Origin of the sequence: Syntrophobotulus glycolicus DSM 8271 (assembly GCF_000190635.1) — a bacterium.
Taxonomy (GTDB): Bacteria; Bacillota; Desulfitobacteriia; order Desulfitobacteriales; family Syntrophobotulaceae; genus Syntrophobotulus; species Syntrophobotulus glycolicus.
Window position 1 is genome coordinate 1,153,328 of the sequence record NC_015172.1, and the last position, 14,806, is coordinate 1,168,133.

Sequence of the window (14,806 nt, forward strand, 5' to 3'; positions counted from 1 at the left end):
CTTGAGGGGTATCTGTAATGATGGTAATCGAAAACTGCTCTGAGGTCAAAAAAATTTTGCGCGTAAAGGATTTCCTTGAATTCTTAACGAATTCTCATCAATATGCAGCTGCAATCATGAACCATTCAAATGTTGCAAATCGTTCTCTTCTATGGAGGCCTGGACATGAACAAAACGATCTGTCAAATCGTTGATTCTTCAGGGAGCCTGCCGCGGGATTTGATCAAGGAGTACAACATCAGCGAGGTTCCGTTCTATTTCAAATTCGATAACCCTGAGTATTACTGCGAAAATGTTGATTATGGAAGGGCGGATTTTTATCAGCATATGAGGGAATATCCGGAAAAGATTCCTCAGACATCCGCCCCCAATGTGTATGACTGGCTGAAGGTGTTTGAGCAGCAGTATGCCAGGGGTCTGAGAGAGTTTATTGTGACGACGATTTCCGAAAAATTGTCCGCCAGCTTTCAAACGGCTCTCTTAGCCAAGGAAATGTTTGAAAAGGAAAAAGATGATGTGCGCATGGAAGTGATCAGTTCCAATACATGCGCCTGCGGGCAGGCCGCCCTGGAAATCGGGATAGCCAAAATGATTGATCATCACAGGGGATTTGGGGAGATCGTCAGAACAATACAAAAGCTGGTCACCAATATCAGCACACTTTTTGTCGTCGACAGCTTAACCTATATGAAGGCCGGAGGCCGAATCGGGGGAGCGGCCGCTTTCCTGGGGAAACTGATCAACCTGAAACCAATCTGTGAATTTGTGGATGGTGCTGTTCGGCCGATTAAAACAGTGCGGGGAAGAAATCATTCCCTGAAAACCATGATAGATATCGCGGTTTCGCGGTTTGTGGATATTAATCAAACCCTGATTATTATCCAAAACGCGGACTGCGCGGAAGATGCCGAGGATATGGTCAATTATCTGAGAGAAAAAACCAATGATCCCGGTCAAATATTTCAAAGCGATCTGGGGATTACGGTAGGGGCACATTCGGGTCCGGGCGCCATCGGGATTGGTTTTGTGGAAAATCCGGTTGTGTAGAAATCAATCTGGGAAATTGGAGTAAATAAAATGGGCAGAATTATTCTGAGCGCCGACAGTACTTGTGATTTGGATGAACGGTTACAAGAACGTTATGGGATTCATTCCTCTGCACATCATTTTAGGGGAGAAGAAATACCGGGGCAAGCTGGATTCGGTTTTTAAGCAATATACGAAGGATAAGCTCAGTGACCGTCCGGATCTTAAATTGGACAGGGTCTTTATCGTGCACTCGGGGGTATCCGCCGGCGATATCGGCTTGGTGCGGGAGGCAATCAGCGGATACGCCGACTTTAAAGAAATTCTGGTTGCCCGGGCCGGCTGTACAATTTCTTCCCATTGCGGACCGAATACCCTCGGAGTGATGTTTATGACTGAATAGCAGCGTTTGGCGGCTCTCCTCCAGGTTCCTCCGAACATATCCTGACTTCAGACAAAAAAGTCCGAAACGGCAGCGGTTTGTGGCTAGCTCCAACAAGCGTTTAGACACTGACCTGACCGGCCGTTTTTTTATTATGGGGAGGAATAGAGAGGACCGGAATACCTGGCGGAACAAGCAAAACCGCTTCGTGTTTACAGGCAAGTGTGCAAAAATCGAAGTAATGCGGTAAATCATTGCCATTTATTGCACACAAGTTAAATTTTTGCACAGAATTGGCAGGGAAATTGGTTTTTGACCTGAGAAAATCGTGCATAAGTTAAATTTTTGCACACCACGCAATAGAATTCTTACTGGAAAGAGGATTTGTGCCATTTTTGTTGCCGCAAAATTGAAACGTTTTGGCACAAGGGGAGTCTTATCTATAGGAGGTGAGAAAGTGAGAGACTTGGATTTCGGAGAAATTTATTCAGAATACTTTTCTGATGTATATAAATATGTGCTGATTCTGTGTCACAGTGAGGCCATTGCGGAAGAAGTGACACAGGAAACTTTTTTCAAAGCCCTGCGGCAGATCGACCAGTTCAATGGGAGTTGCAAATTATCCGTGTGGCTTTGTCAAATTGCAAAAAACACGTACTTCTCACTTTCTAAGAAGCGAAAACTGACGGTTCCGGATTTAGATGCAGATTTACCGGCGATAACATCAGGTTTGGAGGACCACTTCTTTGATCAGGAAGCAGCAAGACAACTGCATGTTTTACTTCATAGGCTGAATGAGCCATATAAAGAAGTCTTTACCTTACGGGTTTTTGGAGAACTGCCATTTTCTCAAATCGGCGAGCTGTTCGGGAAAACCGATAGCTGGGCAAGACTGATTTTTTACAGGGCCAAAAAACAATTACAGGAGGCAATGAAATGAAAATATCTTGTGAAATCATCAAAGATTTGCTGCCCTTGTACCATGATGGGGTTTGCAGCAACGACAGCAGGACGATGGTCGAGGAACATCTTGCTTATTGTGATCTCTGCAAAGCCGAGCTTCAGGCAATGGAGGATGAATTGCCCATTAATCAGGCGGAGCAGAATTTGAACGAAGCGGAAGCGGTAAAGAAACTGTCAAGGAGGTGGAAGCAAGGACGGATAAAATCGCTGCTGGAGGGTATTTTACTGACCGGCGTGACCGTTGCCCTGGTGGCCCTTGTTCTTTATAGCGTTATGGGGTTCAGAGTCATGCCAAGACCTTAAAGGATTGGAGGAAATCAGATGAGCGGTTACATGTTAACGGCAGAGCAGATCAGAAAAGAGTACAGCGGGAATCCCGTTTTACGGGATGTTTCTCTTCACATACAGAAAGGCCAAATTTACGGATTGGTTGGTAAAAACGGCTCTGGGAAAACGACATTGTTTCGTATTCTGACAGGACTTATTCAAAAATATTATCTTTGTTATTGATAGTTTGAGATTTTTTCTCAAAACCCTTGTGTTATATGTGGAAATTGGGCATAATATAGAAGATGAACTGGGAAATTATAGTGATTCTTAAGGAGAATGCTTTATGCTGATAAAGTATGTATTTCAAAACTTCCGTTCCTTCAAGGGGAAGACCCAATTGGAGATGAGAGCAGGAGCACAGCGAACTTTGGATGAAAATCTTATCCGAGAAAACGGACTGCGTATTCTTCCCTCTGCCGTTATATATGGTGCAAACGCCAGCGGAAAGTCCAATATAATGATGTCTCTGGCGCTGATGAGGGAGATCGTCTTACAAGGTTCTCTGGAGGCTTCATCTTCGGATCTGAACAATCTTGAATTATACCCGTTTGCCCATGATTCGGAACAAAATCCCATGTTGTTTGAAGTGGAGTTTACAAATGAAGGTTCTCATTTTTTATATTCCTTTGAAGTCATGACCAAGCAGTTTGACAAGGAAAAACGCCAGATTATATCGGAACAGCTATGGATAAACAGCAATAAGGGAATGATTCGGATTTTTGAACGGGACCGGCAGCGAGTTGAGATCAAACGGGATAAGAAGGTTCTTTCCCTTATCCAGTATGATGAAAAGCTTCTGGGGGAATTTGAAAACAAAATCAATAAAAACCTTGACCCGTCTGAGCTATTTTTAACACATGCGTTTAAGACGGTTGTCAGCAGCGAAATTGCCGATAAAGTAATTGATTTTTTTAAAAACAAGCTGATCGTAGTGAGTGATTTTACTCTGAAGAAAACGAATCTTACATTTTCTGCGGCCGAAATGCCGGATAAGGATTTTCTCGCGTGGAACAAAACGCTTGACGGTTTTGTAAAAAACGCGGATTTCGGCCCTCAGAGAATCCTATTCAAATCCCAAAAATCGGAGGATGAGCATTCTGCCGATATGCAGCTTGTCTCGATCTACAAGTCCAGTAAGCGGGATATGATGGTTTCTGCGGAATTGATGGAATCGAGAGGGACCTTGAAGCTTCTGGATTTTGCGATTCCCTTTGAAACCTTTTTCGCCAAGGGAGGCGTTTTTGTACTGGACGAATTTGATGCGGCAATTCATCCCGAATTGATTAAAGGCATCATAGCTCTGTTCAATGATCAGGCGGTGAATAAAAAAGGGGCGCAGCTTATCTTTACTACCCATAACCCGATTTATCTGAGCAACAAGATATTCCGGCGTGATCAAATCAAATTTGTCGAAAGGGATAAGGACACCTTTGAAAGCACCATTTATTCACTTGCCGATTTCGGTTCCACGGATGTTAGGAATGACCAAAACTATCTGTTAAACTATTTTAAAGGAAAATATGGTACACTTCCGTATATTGATTTTTCCAAACTTTTCACCGGAGAAGCAGAGGAGGAAGGATAATGTATCGTAAAACTTACTTCTGCGTTTGTGAAGGGCAACAGGAAGAAATGTATTTAAAGCGTGTGGCATTTCTTTTGAAAAAATTCCCCGAACGTGTTGTGACGTTCAACACAGCCTGCGGTTTACCCGAAAAGTTGAAAAAGAATTACACGGAGTATGATAATGCCGCTCTGTTCGATTATGATTTCAAGGACACGGAGTTTCGTCATAACATAAATATTTGTGAACAGCTTCAGCGAAAAAGCCGGAGAAAAAACGGGAAAAATGTTTATCACGCATACAGCAATGCAAACATAGATTTGTGGTTTATTCTTCATAAGGAGGATTTCAACAGGCCGGTTGCCGCAAATGATGCTTATATAGCTGATGTACGAAGAATCTATGGATTTAATCAAGAAGCTGACATAAAAGAAAAGACTAATCTTGAAAGGATACTGAAGCAAATCACCCTTGAGGATGTAAGAAATGCAATCAGACGTGCAGATCAAATCCGGGCTGGAAAATTAGAATCGGACTGCTTTATGGTAAGTACTGTCACCTGCTATGGCAATCCGGACTTCTCTCTTCATGAGTTTTTGAAGATTGTCTTAAGGGATTGTGGCGAATTGTAGAAACATATCAGCAGTATAGAATTGGTTCTATTTCACCACAACTGTTCCCAGTCCAGAATTTTTAACCTCAATAGATTATGTTATGCTTAAAAGTGTAGTAGATGAGGAGAAAAGCTTTGGGATGAAGATAAAGAAAATAACGTCGGACCGCAATGAAATTGCGATTGTAAAGAGCAGCGGGCACAGAGAAAGCGAGAACTTTGATATGGAAGACAAACGACGGAAATATGCGGTGTTATTTCGGGGAATCAATGCCGGCGGCAAAAATATTGTAAAAATGAACGACTTGAAACAATTTTTGCTTGGACTGGAATTGCAAAATGTTCAAACCTATATTCAAAGCGGCAATGCGGTTTTGGAGTCTGACCTTGACGAGACTGCTTTACAGGATAAGATTCACGATGGGTTTATCGGGCGGTTTGGATTTGAAAGCGGTGTGATAATCAGGAATATTGAGGAGATGCGGGCTCTTATCGGGCAGCTTCCGTTTACGCGAGATGAGATCGCTGCGGCCGAAGCAGCCGACTCTCAAGTGGAACACCTATACGTCTATTTTTTAGATAGTCCCCCGGAACAGATCAGGATTGACCTCATCTGCGAAGGCGATGACGGCCCTGACCGGCTGAGCGCCGGAAAAAGGGAACTGTATCTTCTTTGCCATCAAAGCGTACGAAAATCGAAGCTGGCTGTTCGCATGTCCAAGACCTTTGACATGGCTACGGGACGAAATTGGAAAAGTGTTTGCAAGCTATATCAGATGATGGCAGGCATCCCGGTGAGCTGTACCGTGTAAACAATCTTCATCCTGTTATCGCCGATTTTACCGGTAAGGCTGTCGGCTATTCAAACGCTTCATTGCTTAGGCAGGAGCGAGGTCAAAGGAGCAGACTGCTTGCTCTGAAATGAGAAGCATAAAGCCTGGGATTCAGAATCGCCCAAAAGACGAACGGAAAAGGATCGCAGGGAAAAGACGAAAGCAAACAATATGGAGGTTAAAGTATGGACAGGTTTGAAAAGGTAACCGTGATCAAAAAAGCAAATGTGTATTTTGAAGGGAATGTGACCAGCCGGACCATTATACTGGCGGATGGGACAAGAAAAACTCTGGGGATCATCCTCCCGGGTACATATGAGTTCGGAACCGGAGATCGGGAGATCATGGAAGTCCTGGCGGGTGTCATCAAGGTCTTGCTGCCGGGAAGCGAGACTTGGACACCGTATGCGGCCGGACAAAGCTTCGAGGTGCCGGCCAACAGTGTTTTCCAGGTTTCCGTTGATCAGGCCGCGGACTATTGCTGCTCATATCTCAAAGAGGGATAAGCTTTGCGGAATGGGAACATTGCCGCAGGGAAGGACGCCATTACCTTGTGACATCTTTTTTCCCTTCTCACGGAGGGGAGAGGATACTCAATCTGGGATGTATCCCAAACAGCAGGGTGAAGAAAGGGGCGGGGACGGGATGGCAACAACGGCAGATTTTATCGAATATGTTTGTGAGCAGATCACCGGTGTCGGTGCTGTTCGATATCAAAAAATGTTTGGAGAGTATATGGTTTATGTGAATGAGAAACCGATACTTCTCGTCTGCGATAATACGGTTTTTGTCAAAATGCTTGACTGTATCCGGGAAAAGATGAGAGACGCAGAGAAGGGCTTTCCTTATGGCGGAGCAAAGGAACATTATATCCTAGACATAGACAATTCTGAATTCAGTAAAGAAGTGGCGGCGTTACTGGAGCCGGTTATTCCCATTCCAAAACCCAGGAAGAACAGCCTGCGGAGGTGAAAGAGATGGCGGTTCAAAAGCAATACTTATCGGATGTTGAAGAGATATTGTCCCATAGACAGGATAATGGGGGCGACCTTTGGACCACACCGGACAGGCGGATTCTGAAAGGCTCCCCTTTCTCAACGCTGGGGAGCGCGCTTCTCTTGCTGGAATTGGGGATGGAGCCGGGAGAACCTCTGATGAAAGAAATCTCTGATTTGATTTTCAGTACCTGGCAGGAGGACGGTCGTTTCAAGGTGTACCCGAAGGGTGGTATTTATCCCTGTCAAACCGCGCATGCGGCCAATGCACTTTGCCACATGGGCTATGCTTCTGACCCCAGACTGCAGAAAACTTACCGTCACCTATTGGAAATTCAGTATGCGGACGGCGGCTGGCGGTGCAATAAATTCAGCTTTGGCCGAGGTCCGGAAACAGAGTATTCGAACCCCTTCCCAACCCTCATTGTTCTGAATGCGTTTCGCTTCAGCGACTATCTCAACAAAGAACCGGCGCTTGACAGGGCGGTGGACTTCCTGCTTGAGCACTGGACGATCCGAAAACCAATCGGGCCGTGCCATTATGGCATAGGCACGCTGTTTATGCAGGTCGAATATCCTTTCAGCAATTATAATCTTTTTATCTATGTGTATGTTTTATCATTTTACAATACGGCCAAGAAGGATAGCCGGTTCCTTGACGCTTGGAAAACGCTGGAATCAAAAATGACCGCCGGGCAGATTGTGGTTGAGCGCGTCAACCGGAAGCTGGCCGGTCTTTCCTTCTGCAAGCTGGGCGAACCCAGTATACTGGCAACAAAACGCTATCAGGAGATCCTAAAAAACCTTGGCTGTCCACACTCTTCTGCTGCAGAAGGAAGAGAGGAAAACCCTGAATGATCCAATGCGCGGACATTCACTCTTCCCAGGTCTGACCGGTATCCAGAACCACCTGTCTGGCGGCGATACGATTCATCAGCCCTTGGCGTGCTGCCATATCACCTGGATTTGCTCTGCTTCCGTTTTCCGGTTTTGAATAGGGAAGCGCGCCGGATATCGAATATTACAGACAAGTCGACCCGGAAAATGATAAGATAAAGGGTCATTGGACGGGCATCTTCACTCAAAAAAATGGACAAGCAGAAATTGATTTTACAGAAAATGTAACGACAAAAAAAGTATTGATGAGGCCTTTGGTTAAATTCTATTTGAAAAAACAACAAGCAATTTATATACAAGATTTATCAAAGGCATTGGGAAATTGCGATGAACAGTAACGAAATTATTGAACAATGAAAATCGGAAGTAAATCTGGCTGTTTGATCTAAAATCAAAACAGGAAACACCAAAATCGGGCGAAAAAGGAGGATCTTTTCAGTCCGATTTTTTTTGCTGCTCTTTTCGCGGATACCGGAGATAGAATACTGAGGGATTGGAACATATTCAGGAGCTTGTCCCGGGACATTGTCCGCGCCTGCCGGGCCTGTGGTTAAGACAGCTTTGTGTTGTCCCCGTGATCCAGCAGGCGGTTGATCAGGCCCAGGATCATGAGAACATCGCTGTCGTTGAGGTTGCTCAGGCCTTCGACAGCTTTTTGAATCAGCTGGGGGTTTTCCTGCTTATCATCAAAAAATTGGGCGGGCGTAATGCCGAAATAGGCGCATATAGCAAAAAACTCCGGCAATGGGGGGAGAGATTTGCCGGAAGAGATGTTATAGAGATAACCCCTGCTATGTCCTAAATCGTAACTCATTTGATACTCCGATACGCCCTTATGCAGTCTCAATTGCGTAATTCTGTCGCGAACAAACTTATCATACATTTTAATCACCTCGTCCTCATCATAATTTGAAAAAAGCGTGATTACTCTAATAAGATATGTTGTTCTGGTTGGAATATACAACCCATATATGTTATAATAGCGAATAATATGTCAAAATATAGATATTTTTAGCAAAAATCAAGGATAATTGGATGAAAACATCACTGATTTGACAGCGCGGAAATCAGGCTTGATATCGGAAAGGAACAGTCCCTCAAGGTATACTGGAGGAAGTGGAATGAGTAAAGTCAGCAGGCTAAACAGGTACTTTTTTTCCGACAGGCTGAGAAAACAGCTTGCCCAGATCCCGCGTTATCCATTAACTGTTGTTGAAGCGCCGTCCGGCTTTGGCAAAACCACGGCCGTCAAAAAATATTTGAAAGAAAACCTTCCTCCCGGAGCCCGGGAATACTGGTACACCTGCCTGGGGGAGCCGGCAGCTCTGGCCTGGAAGAGGATTTGCGGCCTGGTGGCCAATGTGAATGAGGAAATCGCCGGCAATCTGCGCAAACTGGAGATGCCGACGGTGGATACTTTGCTGTATATGACAGCGTTTTTCAGGGATTTCCACTGCCGGGCGGAAACGTATCTGGTGATTGATGATTATCAGCTCGTGAACTGCGCTATCCCGCGTGAGTTAATGAATGTTTTTTCTCTGCACGGAAATCCAAATTTACACATGATCTTCATCACCCAGCACCTTGCGGCCAGACAGCTGTTTTCCATGCACAACACCGATATCCATACCATTGACGCCTCGGCTTTTTTCTTTGACCGGGAAGGGACTGACGCCCTGTTCAGAATGGAAAGCATCCGCCTGGCTGACGAGGAACTGGAAAACGTATTCATGACGACAGATGGCTGGGTATCGGCCATCCGCCTGCAAATCATCAATTTCAAGGAAACTGGGTCTCTGGATTATACGGCCGATATTGAGCAGCTGGTGGAAAACGCGATCTGGAAGAGGCTGAGCACGGAAGAAAAAGAATTTCTCCTTGCGGTTTCGGTGCTGGACAGCTTTGACGCCCGCCAGGCGGCAAGCATGCTGGATCAAGATACCTTGCCCGGTCATCTTGAAGATCTGCTGAAGGAAAATGACTTCATTAAATATTTCCCTGACAGCAACCTCTATACCTTGCACAGCATTTTGCGGGATTACCTGCACAACCGCTTTTATCACCATCAGTCCGGGGATTTTCGGGAAAAAATATGGCGTTTGGCGGGGCAGTCCTATGCCGCTGTTTCTCAGTTTTATCCCGCCGCCCAGTGTTTTCTCCAGGCCAGGGATTTCGACAAAATTCTGGCCATGCCTTTCGACAGGGAATACCTCGCCAATCGAAAAGAAAATGATTTGCGGGGGTATCTGGAGGCCCTTGTCAAGGAATGCCCGGAAGAAACGCTCTGCAAATATCCCGCCGCCCTCTTGAATTTTGCCTATCCGATGCTGTTTGAACAGCAAACGGACATCTTCCGGGAGCTATGCCGGCTGATCAGCCTGGCCATCGACAAAAACCAGGCCGGGCTCAGTGCGGAAAAGATGCGCCGGTTAAAAGGAGAATTCACCCTCCTGACCTCTTACACCGCATACAATGATCTCGGGAAAATGAGCAAAGGCCACAAGGCGGCCCTGGAGATTTTAGGCGGACCGGGCAGGATCATGGGGAAGGATCTGCCGTGGACATTCGGGGGCGCTTCTGTTCTCCTGATGTTCTGGCGGGAATCCGGAAAGCTCGAGGAGACCCTCCGCAGTATGGATGAATGCCTGCCGCTCTATCTCAGGCTGACCCGCGGGCAGGGAGCGGGGGCCAACAGCGTGATCAGGGCCGAGGCCATGCTGATGCGGGGCCGGGACAGTGAGGCGGAAATCCTGTGCCATAAAGCGCTCTACGATGCCGGGAATCATCAGCAGGACAGCATCTGCATCTGCGCTGAATTGGTCCTGGCCCGGATTGCCATTCTGCGTGGAGACGCGGACGGCTACTTTACCGCCGTGAAAAACATCCAAAGCTACGAACGGGAAACCGCCCGTCCGCATGTCTCGCGCATGGTGGATCTGGCCCTGGCGGCCCTGAGTCTGATCCTGGGAAGCACAGACAATGTGGCCAGATGGTTTTGTGATATGAAAAGCATCCGGCAGGCTCTCTATGCGCCCGCCATTCCCTATGCCCAGACCCTCTATTCGCGGCTGTTGCTGCTGGAGAAGCGGTACAGTGAATTTCTGGGAATTTCCGGGGAAATGATGGAGACGGCGAAAAGCATGCACTGCCTGATGCCGCAGATCTATCAAGGCAAATACCTGGCGGCGGTCAAGCTGATGGACGGGAATAAATGGGAGGCTATGGCATACTTGGAACAAGCCCTGGCCCTGGCCCTGCCCGATCAGATTTATCTTCCCTTTGCCCAGCAGATGGATTCGCTCGATGTTCTTTTGAAATCAGCGGGCAGAGCTGTCCTGGATGAAGAGAGCCTGAACGCGATCGTGACCTTGAGCGGCCGTCAGGAAAAAGGAGTAAATCTGATTAAAAAGGCAATCCAGCGGGCCAAATCGCCCTTGACGCCCAGGGAAACAGAAATTGCCCGGCTGGCCCGGGGCCGGCTGAGCGCCAAAGAAATTGCCGATAAGCTGTACATCTCGGAAACGACCGTCAGAACGATCCTCAGGAGCGTCTACAGCAAGCTGGATATTCATTCCAAGACCGAGCTGAATTTCAAGGAATTTTGACCAAAAATGAAAAATACTACAAAATAGACGATGTGAGAAAAAATCACCTGCTGTATTCTTCTAGACAGCAGGTGATTTTTTTGTGGGCTTCGGAGGCAGGGGAACAAGGAGCAAAGAACAGAGGGTGAGAGGTTAAGGAGGAAGCAGATTGGGCAACGGATTTTCAAATGAGTCCATGCTGGAGATCTACATCTATGAAACTACGCAAAATATTGAACAGCTTGAAGAGGCGATTCTGAGCGGGGAAAAGGCAAGCTGTTTTGCCCTGGACACGGTCAACCAGATTTTCCGGATCATGCATACCATCAAGGGATCTTCCGCCATGATGATGTATAACAACATCTCCCTGCTTTCCCATAGCATGGAGGACCTTTTTTATTTTATCCGGGAAGAAAAGCCGGAGAACATGGACTGTGCCCTGCTCTCGGACCTGGTGCTGGAGGGTGTGGATTTCATCAAGCTGGAGCTGGAGAAGGTGAAAAACGCTGATCACCTGGATGGGAATCCCGCCGGCCTGATTGAACATATCGGAAAGTTCTTGTCCGCCATCAAGGGGGAAAAGGGCGGGGCGGACAGCCCCGGGAAAAAGCAGGCGGCTCCCGGCCCGCAGCAGTATTACCTGGCGCCCGGCAAGAGCGGCGGAAAGATCGAGCTGAAATGCTATGAAGCGGTCATTTATTTTGAGGATGGCTGTGAGATGGAAAACATCCGGGCCTTCAGCATCATCCATAATTTAAAAGAGATCGCGGAGGATTTCCGCTGCTTTCCCGAGGATATCATCGAAAATAACGAAAGCGTGCGGGTGATCCGGGAACAGGGCTTCAGGATCACCCTCAGAAGTAACAAAAGCTTCGGCGATCTGCAGGATTTTTTTACAGGGACCGCTTTTATCCGGGACCTGGAGCTGAGGGAGCGCCCGGACGGCTCCGGGCAGTTCGCGCGGCCGCGGGAGATGAAGATCGAGCAGTCCCCCGTGCAAAGACCGAGCCTGCGGGACCACCGTGATCCGGGAGAGCGCGGGGAGCCGGGACAGGCTGAAAGCAGAGGCCTTCAGCAGGGGATGATCAGCGTCGATGTGCTGAAGCTGGATAAGCTGATGGATCTGATGGGGGAAATGGTGATCGCCGAAGCGATGGTCACGCAAAACCCCGAGCTTAAGGAGCTGCAGCTGAACAGTTTTCATAAAGCGGCGCGCCAGCTGCAGAAGATTACCGGTGAGCTGCAGGATATGGTCATGTCCATCCGCATGGTGCCCCTGGCGGCCACCTTCCGGAAGATGCAGCGCATCGTGCGCGACATGGGAAGAAAGCTCCATAAAGAGGTGGAACTGATTCTGATCGGGGAACACACCGAGGTGGACAAAAAGATCATCGAACAGATTTCCGACCCTCTGATGCACTTGGTCCGCAATGCCGTAGACCACGGTATTGAAACACCGGAGGAGAGGATAGCGGCAGGCAAGCGGAAAGCGGGGCAGGTGATCCTGGAGGCGAAGAATGCCGGGAGCGAGGTTCTGGTCATTGTCCGTGACGACGGCAGGGGCCTGGATAAAGAAAAGATCCTGCAAAAAGCCCTGGACGCCGGCCTGCTGGGTAAGCTGGAAAGGGAGATGACGGATAAAGAAATTTACAACCTGATTTTTCTGCCCGGCTTTTCCACCAATGATCAGGTGACGGAGTTTTCCGGGCGGGGCGTGGGTATGGATGTGGTGACCAAAAATCTGGAAGCGGCAGGAGGCTCGGTATCCACAGACAGCACGGAAGGGGCGGGAACGGCGACCACGCTGAAAATACCGCTCACCCTGGCGATCATCGACGGGATGAATATCCGGGTGGGCCGGGCGAAATATACTCTCCCCACCACCTCGATCCAGGAAACCTTCCGGGCCCGGAAAAAGGATCTGGTCAAGGACCCCCACGGCAATGAGATGATCATGGTGCGGGGAGAATGTTATCCCATTCTCCGTCTCCATGAGCTGTTCGCGGCAGAAACAGAGGTTACCGACCTGACGAGAGGGATCATGCTCATGATCGGTCAGGACGGCAGGAGCCTCTGTCTTTTTGCTGATGAGCTGCTGGGCCAGCAGCAGGTGGTGGTCAAGGCTCTGCCGGCCTATATGAAAAACATCGGCAGACTGGAAGGGCTTGCCGGCTGTACACTTCTGGGGGACGGCAGCATCAGCCTGATTCTGAATATCAGCGGATTGGTCAGCCTGTGAAACAGGATAGGACGGATATCGGCAGGGAAAAAGAGCGAAGGAGGGGGTAAACATGGCAGAAACTGAAGTACTGAACCTGACGGAGGAAGAAGAAGATACCCTGAGGGGGAAATACCTGATCTTCTCGATGGGCGAGGAGCTCTATGGGATGGAAATCCGCTATATTACGGAAATCATAGGGATTCAGCCCATAACAGAGGTTCCGGAGATGCCCGCATATGTCAAAGGGATCACCAATTTGCGGGGGAAGATCATTCCCGTTATGGACGCCCGCCTGCGGTTTAGAAAGGCGGTCCGGGAATACGACGACAGAACTTGTATTATCGTGCTGGAGACCAACGAGCTGTCCATTGGCCTGATCGTGGACAGTGTTTCAGAGGTGATCGCCATGGCGGAGGAGGACATCGCGCCTCCTCCGGAGATCAGCAAGGGGGGCCACAACTATATCAAGGGCATCGGCAAGGCCGGCGGAAGCGTCAAGCTGCTTTTGGACTGCCATAAGCTGCTGACGGACGATGAGGCCGGGGCCCTGATCAGCATGGCCTGAAGGCGGGAAATTTTATGATAGGGATCAAAGAACGGGAATTCAGGGAGTTTGCCGATTATATCAAAACCAATTACGGCATTCATTTCAAGGATGAGAAGAAAACGTTAATCGAGGGAAGGCTCGGTCAGGTCCTGGCAAACCTCAATTTGGCCAGCCTGACTGAGTACATGGACTATGTGGCGGCGGATCAAAGCGGGCAGGCCGCGGACCTGATGCTGGATAAGATCACGACCAATCATACCTTTTTCATGAGGGAGCCGGCCCATTTTGAGTATTTTCGGGAGACCGTGCTGCCCTATCTGATCAGAGCGGTGAGGGACCGCGATCTGCGGATCTGGAGCGCGGCCTGTTCCTCAGGAGAAGAGCCCTATACTCTGGCGATGATCCTGGACGAATTTTTCGGTCCCCACAAAACCGGATGGGATACGAAAATCCTGGCTACGGATATCTCTCAGGGCATTCTGGCCGCCGCCCAGGCCGGTGTTTACAGCAGGGAAAAAATGGAGGGCCTGCCGGAAAGCTGGAAAAGGCGGTATTTCAAAGAAGACCGGGCCGGGCAGTACCTTTTGGCTGAGAAAATCAGGAAGGAAGTGATTTTCAGCAGAATCAACCTGATGGACCCGGTGTTCCCCTTCAGAAAGAAAATGCACGTCATCTTCTGCCGCAATGTCATGATCTATTTTGATCAGGAGACAAAGGACCGGCTGGCCGAGCGCTTCTATGAGATTACCGAGCCCGGAGGCTTCCTGTTCATCGGGCATTCGGAGGGCCTGGACCGGGAAAAAACGCGGTACAGATATGTCATGCCCGCTGTTTACAGGAAGGAGTAGGGG

General features: G+C 48.3%; 16 protein-coding genes. 15 read left to right on the forward strand and 1 reads right to left on the reverse strand.

The annotated features are described in order from the left end of the window. Positions 1-165 precede the first annotated feature (165 nt). From SGLY_RS05835 to SGLY_RS05885, 11 genes are all read left to right on the forward strand, one after another. Positions 166-1,047: a DegV family protein gene (locus SGLY_RS05835; RefSeq protein WP_013624351.1), complete on the forward strand. Its 882-nt coding sequence runs from the start codon at positions 166-168 to the stop codon at positions 1,045-1,047. 73 nt (positions 1,048-1,120) lie between these two features. Continuing rightward, entirely contained in the window at positions 1,121-1,429 is a 309-nt protein-coding gene (locus SGLY_RS05840; RefSeq protein ID WP_041444687.1) for a hypothetical protein, read from the forward strand. A 436-nt stretch (positions 1,430-1,865) separates the two neighbouring features. Next, complete coding sequence (locus SGLY_RS05845) at positions 1,866-2,348, forward strand: RNA polymerase sigma factor (RefSeq protein WP_013624352.1); 483 nt, start codon at positions 1,866-1,868, stop codon at positions 2,346-2,348. Continuing rightward, the gene (locus tag SGLY_RS05850; RefSeq protein ID WP_013624353.1) at positions 2,345-2,674 is read left to right on the forward strand and encodes a zf-HC2 domain-containing protein; all 330 of its coding nucleotides are present in this window, start codon (positions 2,345-2,347) and stop codon (positions 2,672-2,674) included. The genes SGLY_RS05845 and SGLY_RS05850 overlap by 4 nt, the downstream gene beginning before the upstream one ends. A gap of 18 nt (positions 2,675-2,692) precedes the next feature. Next, positions 2,693-2,881, forward strand: a complete 189-nt coding sequence (locus SGLY_RS05855) for an ATP-binding cassette domain-containing protein (RefSeq protein ID WP_013624354.1) — start codon at positions 2,693-2,695, stop codon at positions 2,879-2,881. Between the two features lie 103 nt (positions 2,882-2,984). Beyond that, positions 2,985-4,286, forward strand: coding sequence for an AAA family ATPase (locus SGLY_RS05860; RefSeq protein ID WP_013624355.1), 1,302 nt, complete (start codon positions 2,985-2,987; stop codon positions 4,284-4,286). Continuing rightward, entirely contained in the window at positions 4,286-4,897 is a 612-nt protein-coding gene (locus SGLY_RS05865) for an RloB domain-containing protein (RefSeq protein WP_013624356.1), read from the forward strand. Before SGLY_RS05860 ends, SGLY_RS05865 begins: the two co-directional genes overlap by 1 nt. 121 nt (positions 4,898-5,018) lie before the next feature. Beyond that, positions 5,019-5,690 (forward strand): DUF1697 domain-containing protein, encoded by a 672-nt coding sequence (locus SGLY_RS05870; protein ID WP_013624357.1) that lies wholly within the window; start codon positions 5,019-5,021, stop codon positions 5,688-5,690. 206 nt (positions 5,691-5,896) lie between these two features. Continuing rightward, positions 5,897-6,217, forward strand: a complete 321-nt coding sequence (ppnP, locus tag SGLY_RS05875) for a pyrimidine/purine nucleoside phosphorylase (RefSeq protein ID WP_013624358.1) — start codon at positions 5,897-5,899, stop codon at positions 6,215-6,217. A gap of 139 nt (positions 6,218-6,356) precedes the next feature. Beyond that, positions 6,357-6,683, forward strand: coding sequence for a TfoX/Sxy family protein (locus tag SGLY_RS05880; RefSeq protein ID WP_013624359.1), 327 nt, complete (start codon positions 6,357-6,359; stop codon positions 6,681-6,683). A 5-nt stretch (positions 6,684-6,688) separates the two neighbouring features. Continuing rightward, a complete protein-coding gene (locus SGLY_RS05885) occupies positions 6,689-7,564 on the forward strand; it encodes a prenyltransferase/squalene oxidase repeat-containing protein (RefSeq protein ID WP_013624360.1) in 876 nt (291 codons plus the stop codon). Between the two features lie 589 nt (positions 7,565-8,153). Here the strand turns inward: SGLY_RS05885 and SGLY_RS05890 are convergent. After that, positions 8,154-8,486: a helix-turn-helix domain-containing protein gene (locus SGLY_RS05890; protein WP_013624361.1), complete on the reverse strand. Its 333-nt coding sequence runs from the start codon at positions 8,484-8,486 to the stop codon at positions 8,154-8,156. 238 nt (positions 8,487-8,724) lie between these two features. Here SGLY_RS05890 and SGLY_RS05895 point away from each other — a divergent pair, with 238 nt between their 5' ends. The 4 genes from SGLY_RS05895 to SGLY_RS05910 all read left to right on the forward strand — a co-directional run bounded on the left by SGLY_RS05895 (position 8,725) and on the right by SGLY_RS05910 (position 14,803). After that, a complete protein-coding gene (locus SGLY_RS05895) occupies positions 8,725-11,208 on the forward strand; it encodes a winged helix-turn-helix domain-containing protein (protein ID WP_013624362.1) in 2,484 nt (827 codons plus the stop codon). A 148-nt stretch (positions 11,209-11,356) separates the two neighbouring features. Beyond that, the gene (locus SGLY_RS05900; RefSeq protein WP_013624363.1) at positions 11,357-13,426 is read left to right on the forward strand and encodes a chemotaxis protein CheA; all 2,070 of its coding nucleotides are present in this window, start codon (positions 11,357-11,359) and stop codon (positions 13,424-13,426) included. A 52-nt stretch (positions 13,427-13,478) separates the two neighbouring features. After that, positions 13,479-13,973: a chemotaxis protein CheW gene (locus SGLY_RS05905; RefSeq protein WP_013624364.1), complete on the forward strand. Its 495-nt coding sequence runs from the start codon at positions 13,479-13,481 to the stop codon at positions 13,971-13,973. Between the two features lie 14 nt (positions 13,974-13,987). Next, positions 13,988-14,803: a CheR family methyltransferase gene (locus SGLY_RS05910; protein WP_013624365.1), complete on the forward strand. Its 816-nt coding sequence runs from the start codon at positions 13,988-13,990 to the stop codon at positions 14,801-14,803. Positions 14,804-14,806 lie beyond the last annotated feature (3 nt).

Bases quoted from the DNA above. Each gene is read 5' to 3' on its own strand.
- SGLY_RS05835 (WP_013624351.1), top strand. From the start codon at position 166: ATGAACAAAACGATCTGTCAAATCGTTGATTCTTCAGGGAGCCTGCCG.
- SGLY_RS05840 (WP_041444687.1), top strand. From the start codon at position 1,121: ATGAACGGTTACAAGAACGTTATGGGATTCATTCCTCTGCACATCATT.
- SGLY_RS05850 (WP_013624353.1), top strand. From the start codon at position 2,345: ATGAAAATATCTTGTGAAATCATCAAAGATTTGCTGCCCTTGTACCAT.
- SGLY_RS05855 (WP_013624354.1), top strand. From the start codon at position 2,693: ATGAGCGGTTACATGTTAACGGCAGAGCAGATCAGAAAAGAGTACAGC.
- SGLY_RS05860 (WP_013624355.1), top strand. From the start codon at position 2,985: ATGCTGATAAAGTATGTATTTCAAAACTTCCGTTCCTTCAAGGGGAAG.
- SGLY_RS05865 (WP_013624356.1), top strand. From the start codon at position 4,286: ATGTATCGTAAAACTTACTTCTGCGTTTGTGAAGGGCAACAGGAAGAA.
- SGLY_RS05870 (WP_013624357.1), top strand. From the start codon at position 5,019: ATGAAGATAAAGAAAATAACGTCGGACCGCAATGAAATTGCGATTGTA.
- ppnP (WP_013624358.1), top strand. From the start codon at position 5,897: ATGGACAGGTTTGAAAAGGTAACCGTGATCAAAAAAGCAAATGTGTAT.
- SGLY_RS05880 (WP_013624359.1), top strand. From the start codon at position 6,357: ATGGCAACAACGGCAGATTTTATCGAATATGTTTGTGAGCAGATCACC.
- SGLY_RS05885 (WP_013624360.1), top strand. From the start codon at position 6,689: ATGGCGGTTCAAAAGCAATACTTATCGGATGTTGAAGAGATATTGTCC.
- SGLY_RS05890 (WP_013624361.1), bottom strand. From the start codon at position 8,486: ATGTATGATAAGTTTGTTCGCGACAGAATTACGCAATTGAGACTGCAT.
- SGLY_RS05895 (WP_013624362.1), top strand. From the start codon at position 8,725: ATGAGTAAAGTCAGCAGGCTAAACAGGTACTTTTTTTCCGACAGGCTG.
- SGLY_RS05905 (WP_013624364.1), top strand. From the start codon at position 13,479: ATGGCAGAAACTGAAGTACTGAACCTGACGGAGGAAGAAGAAGATACC.
- SGLY_RS05910 (WP_013624365.1), top strand. From the start codon at position 13,988: ATGATAGGGATCAAAGAACGGGAATTCAGGGAGTTTGCCGATTATATC.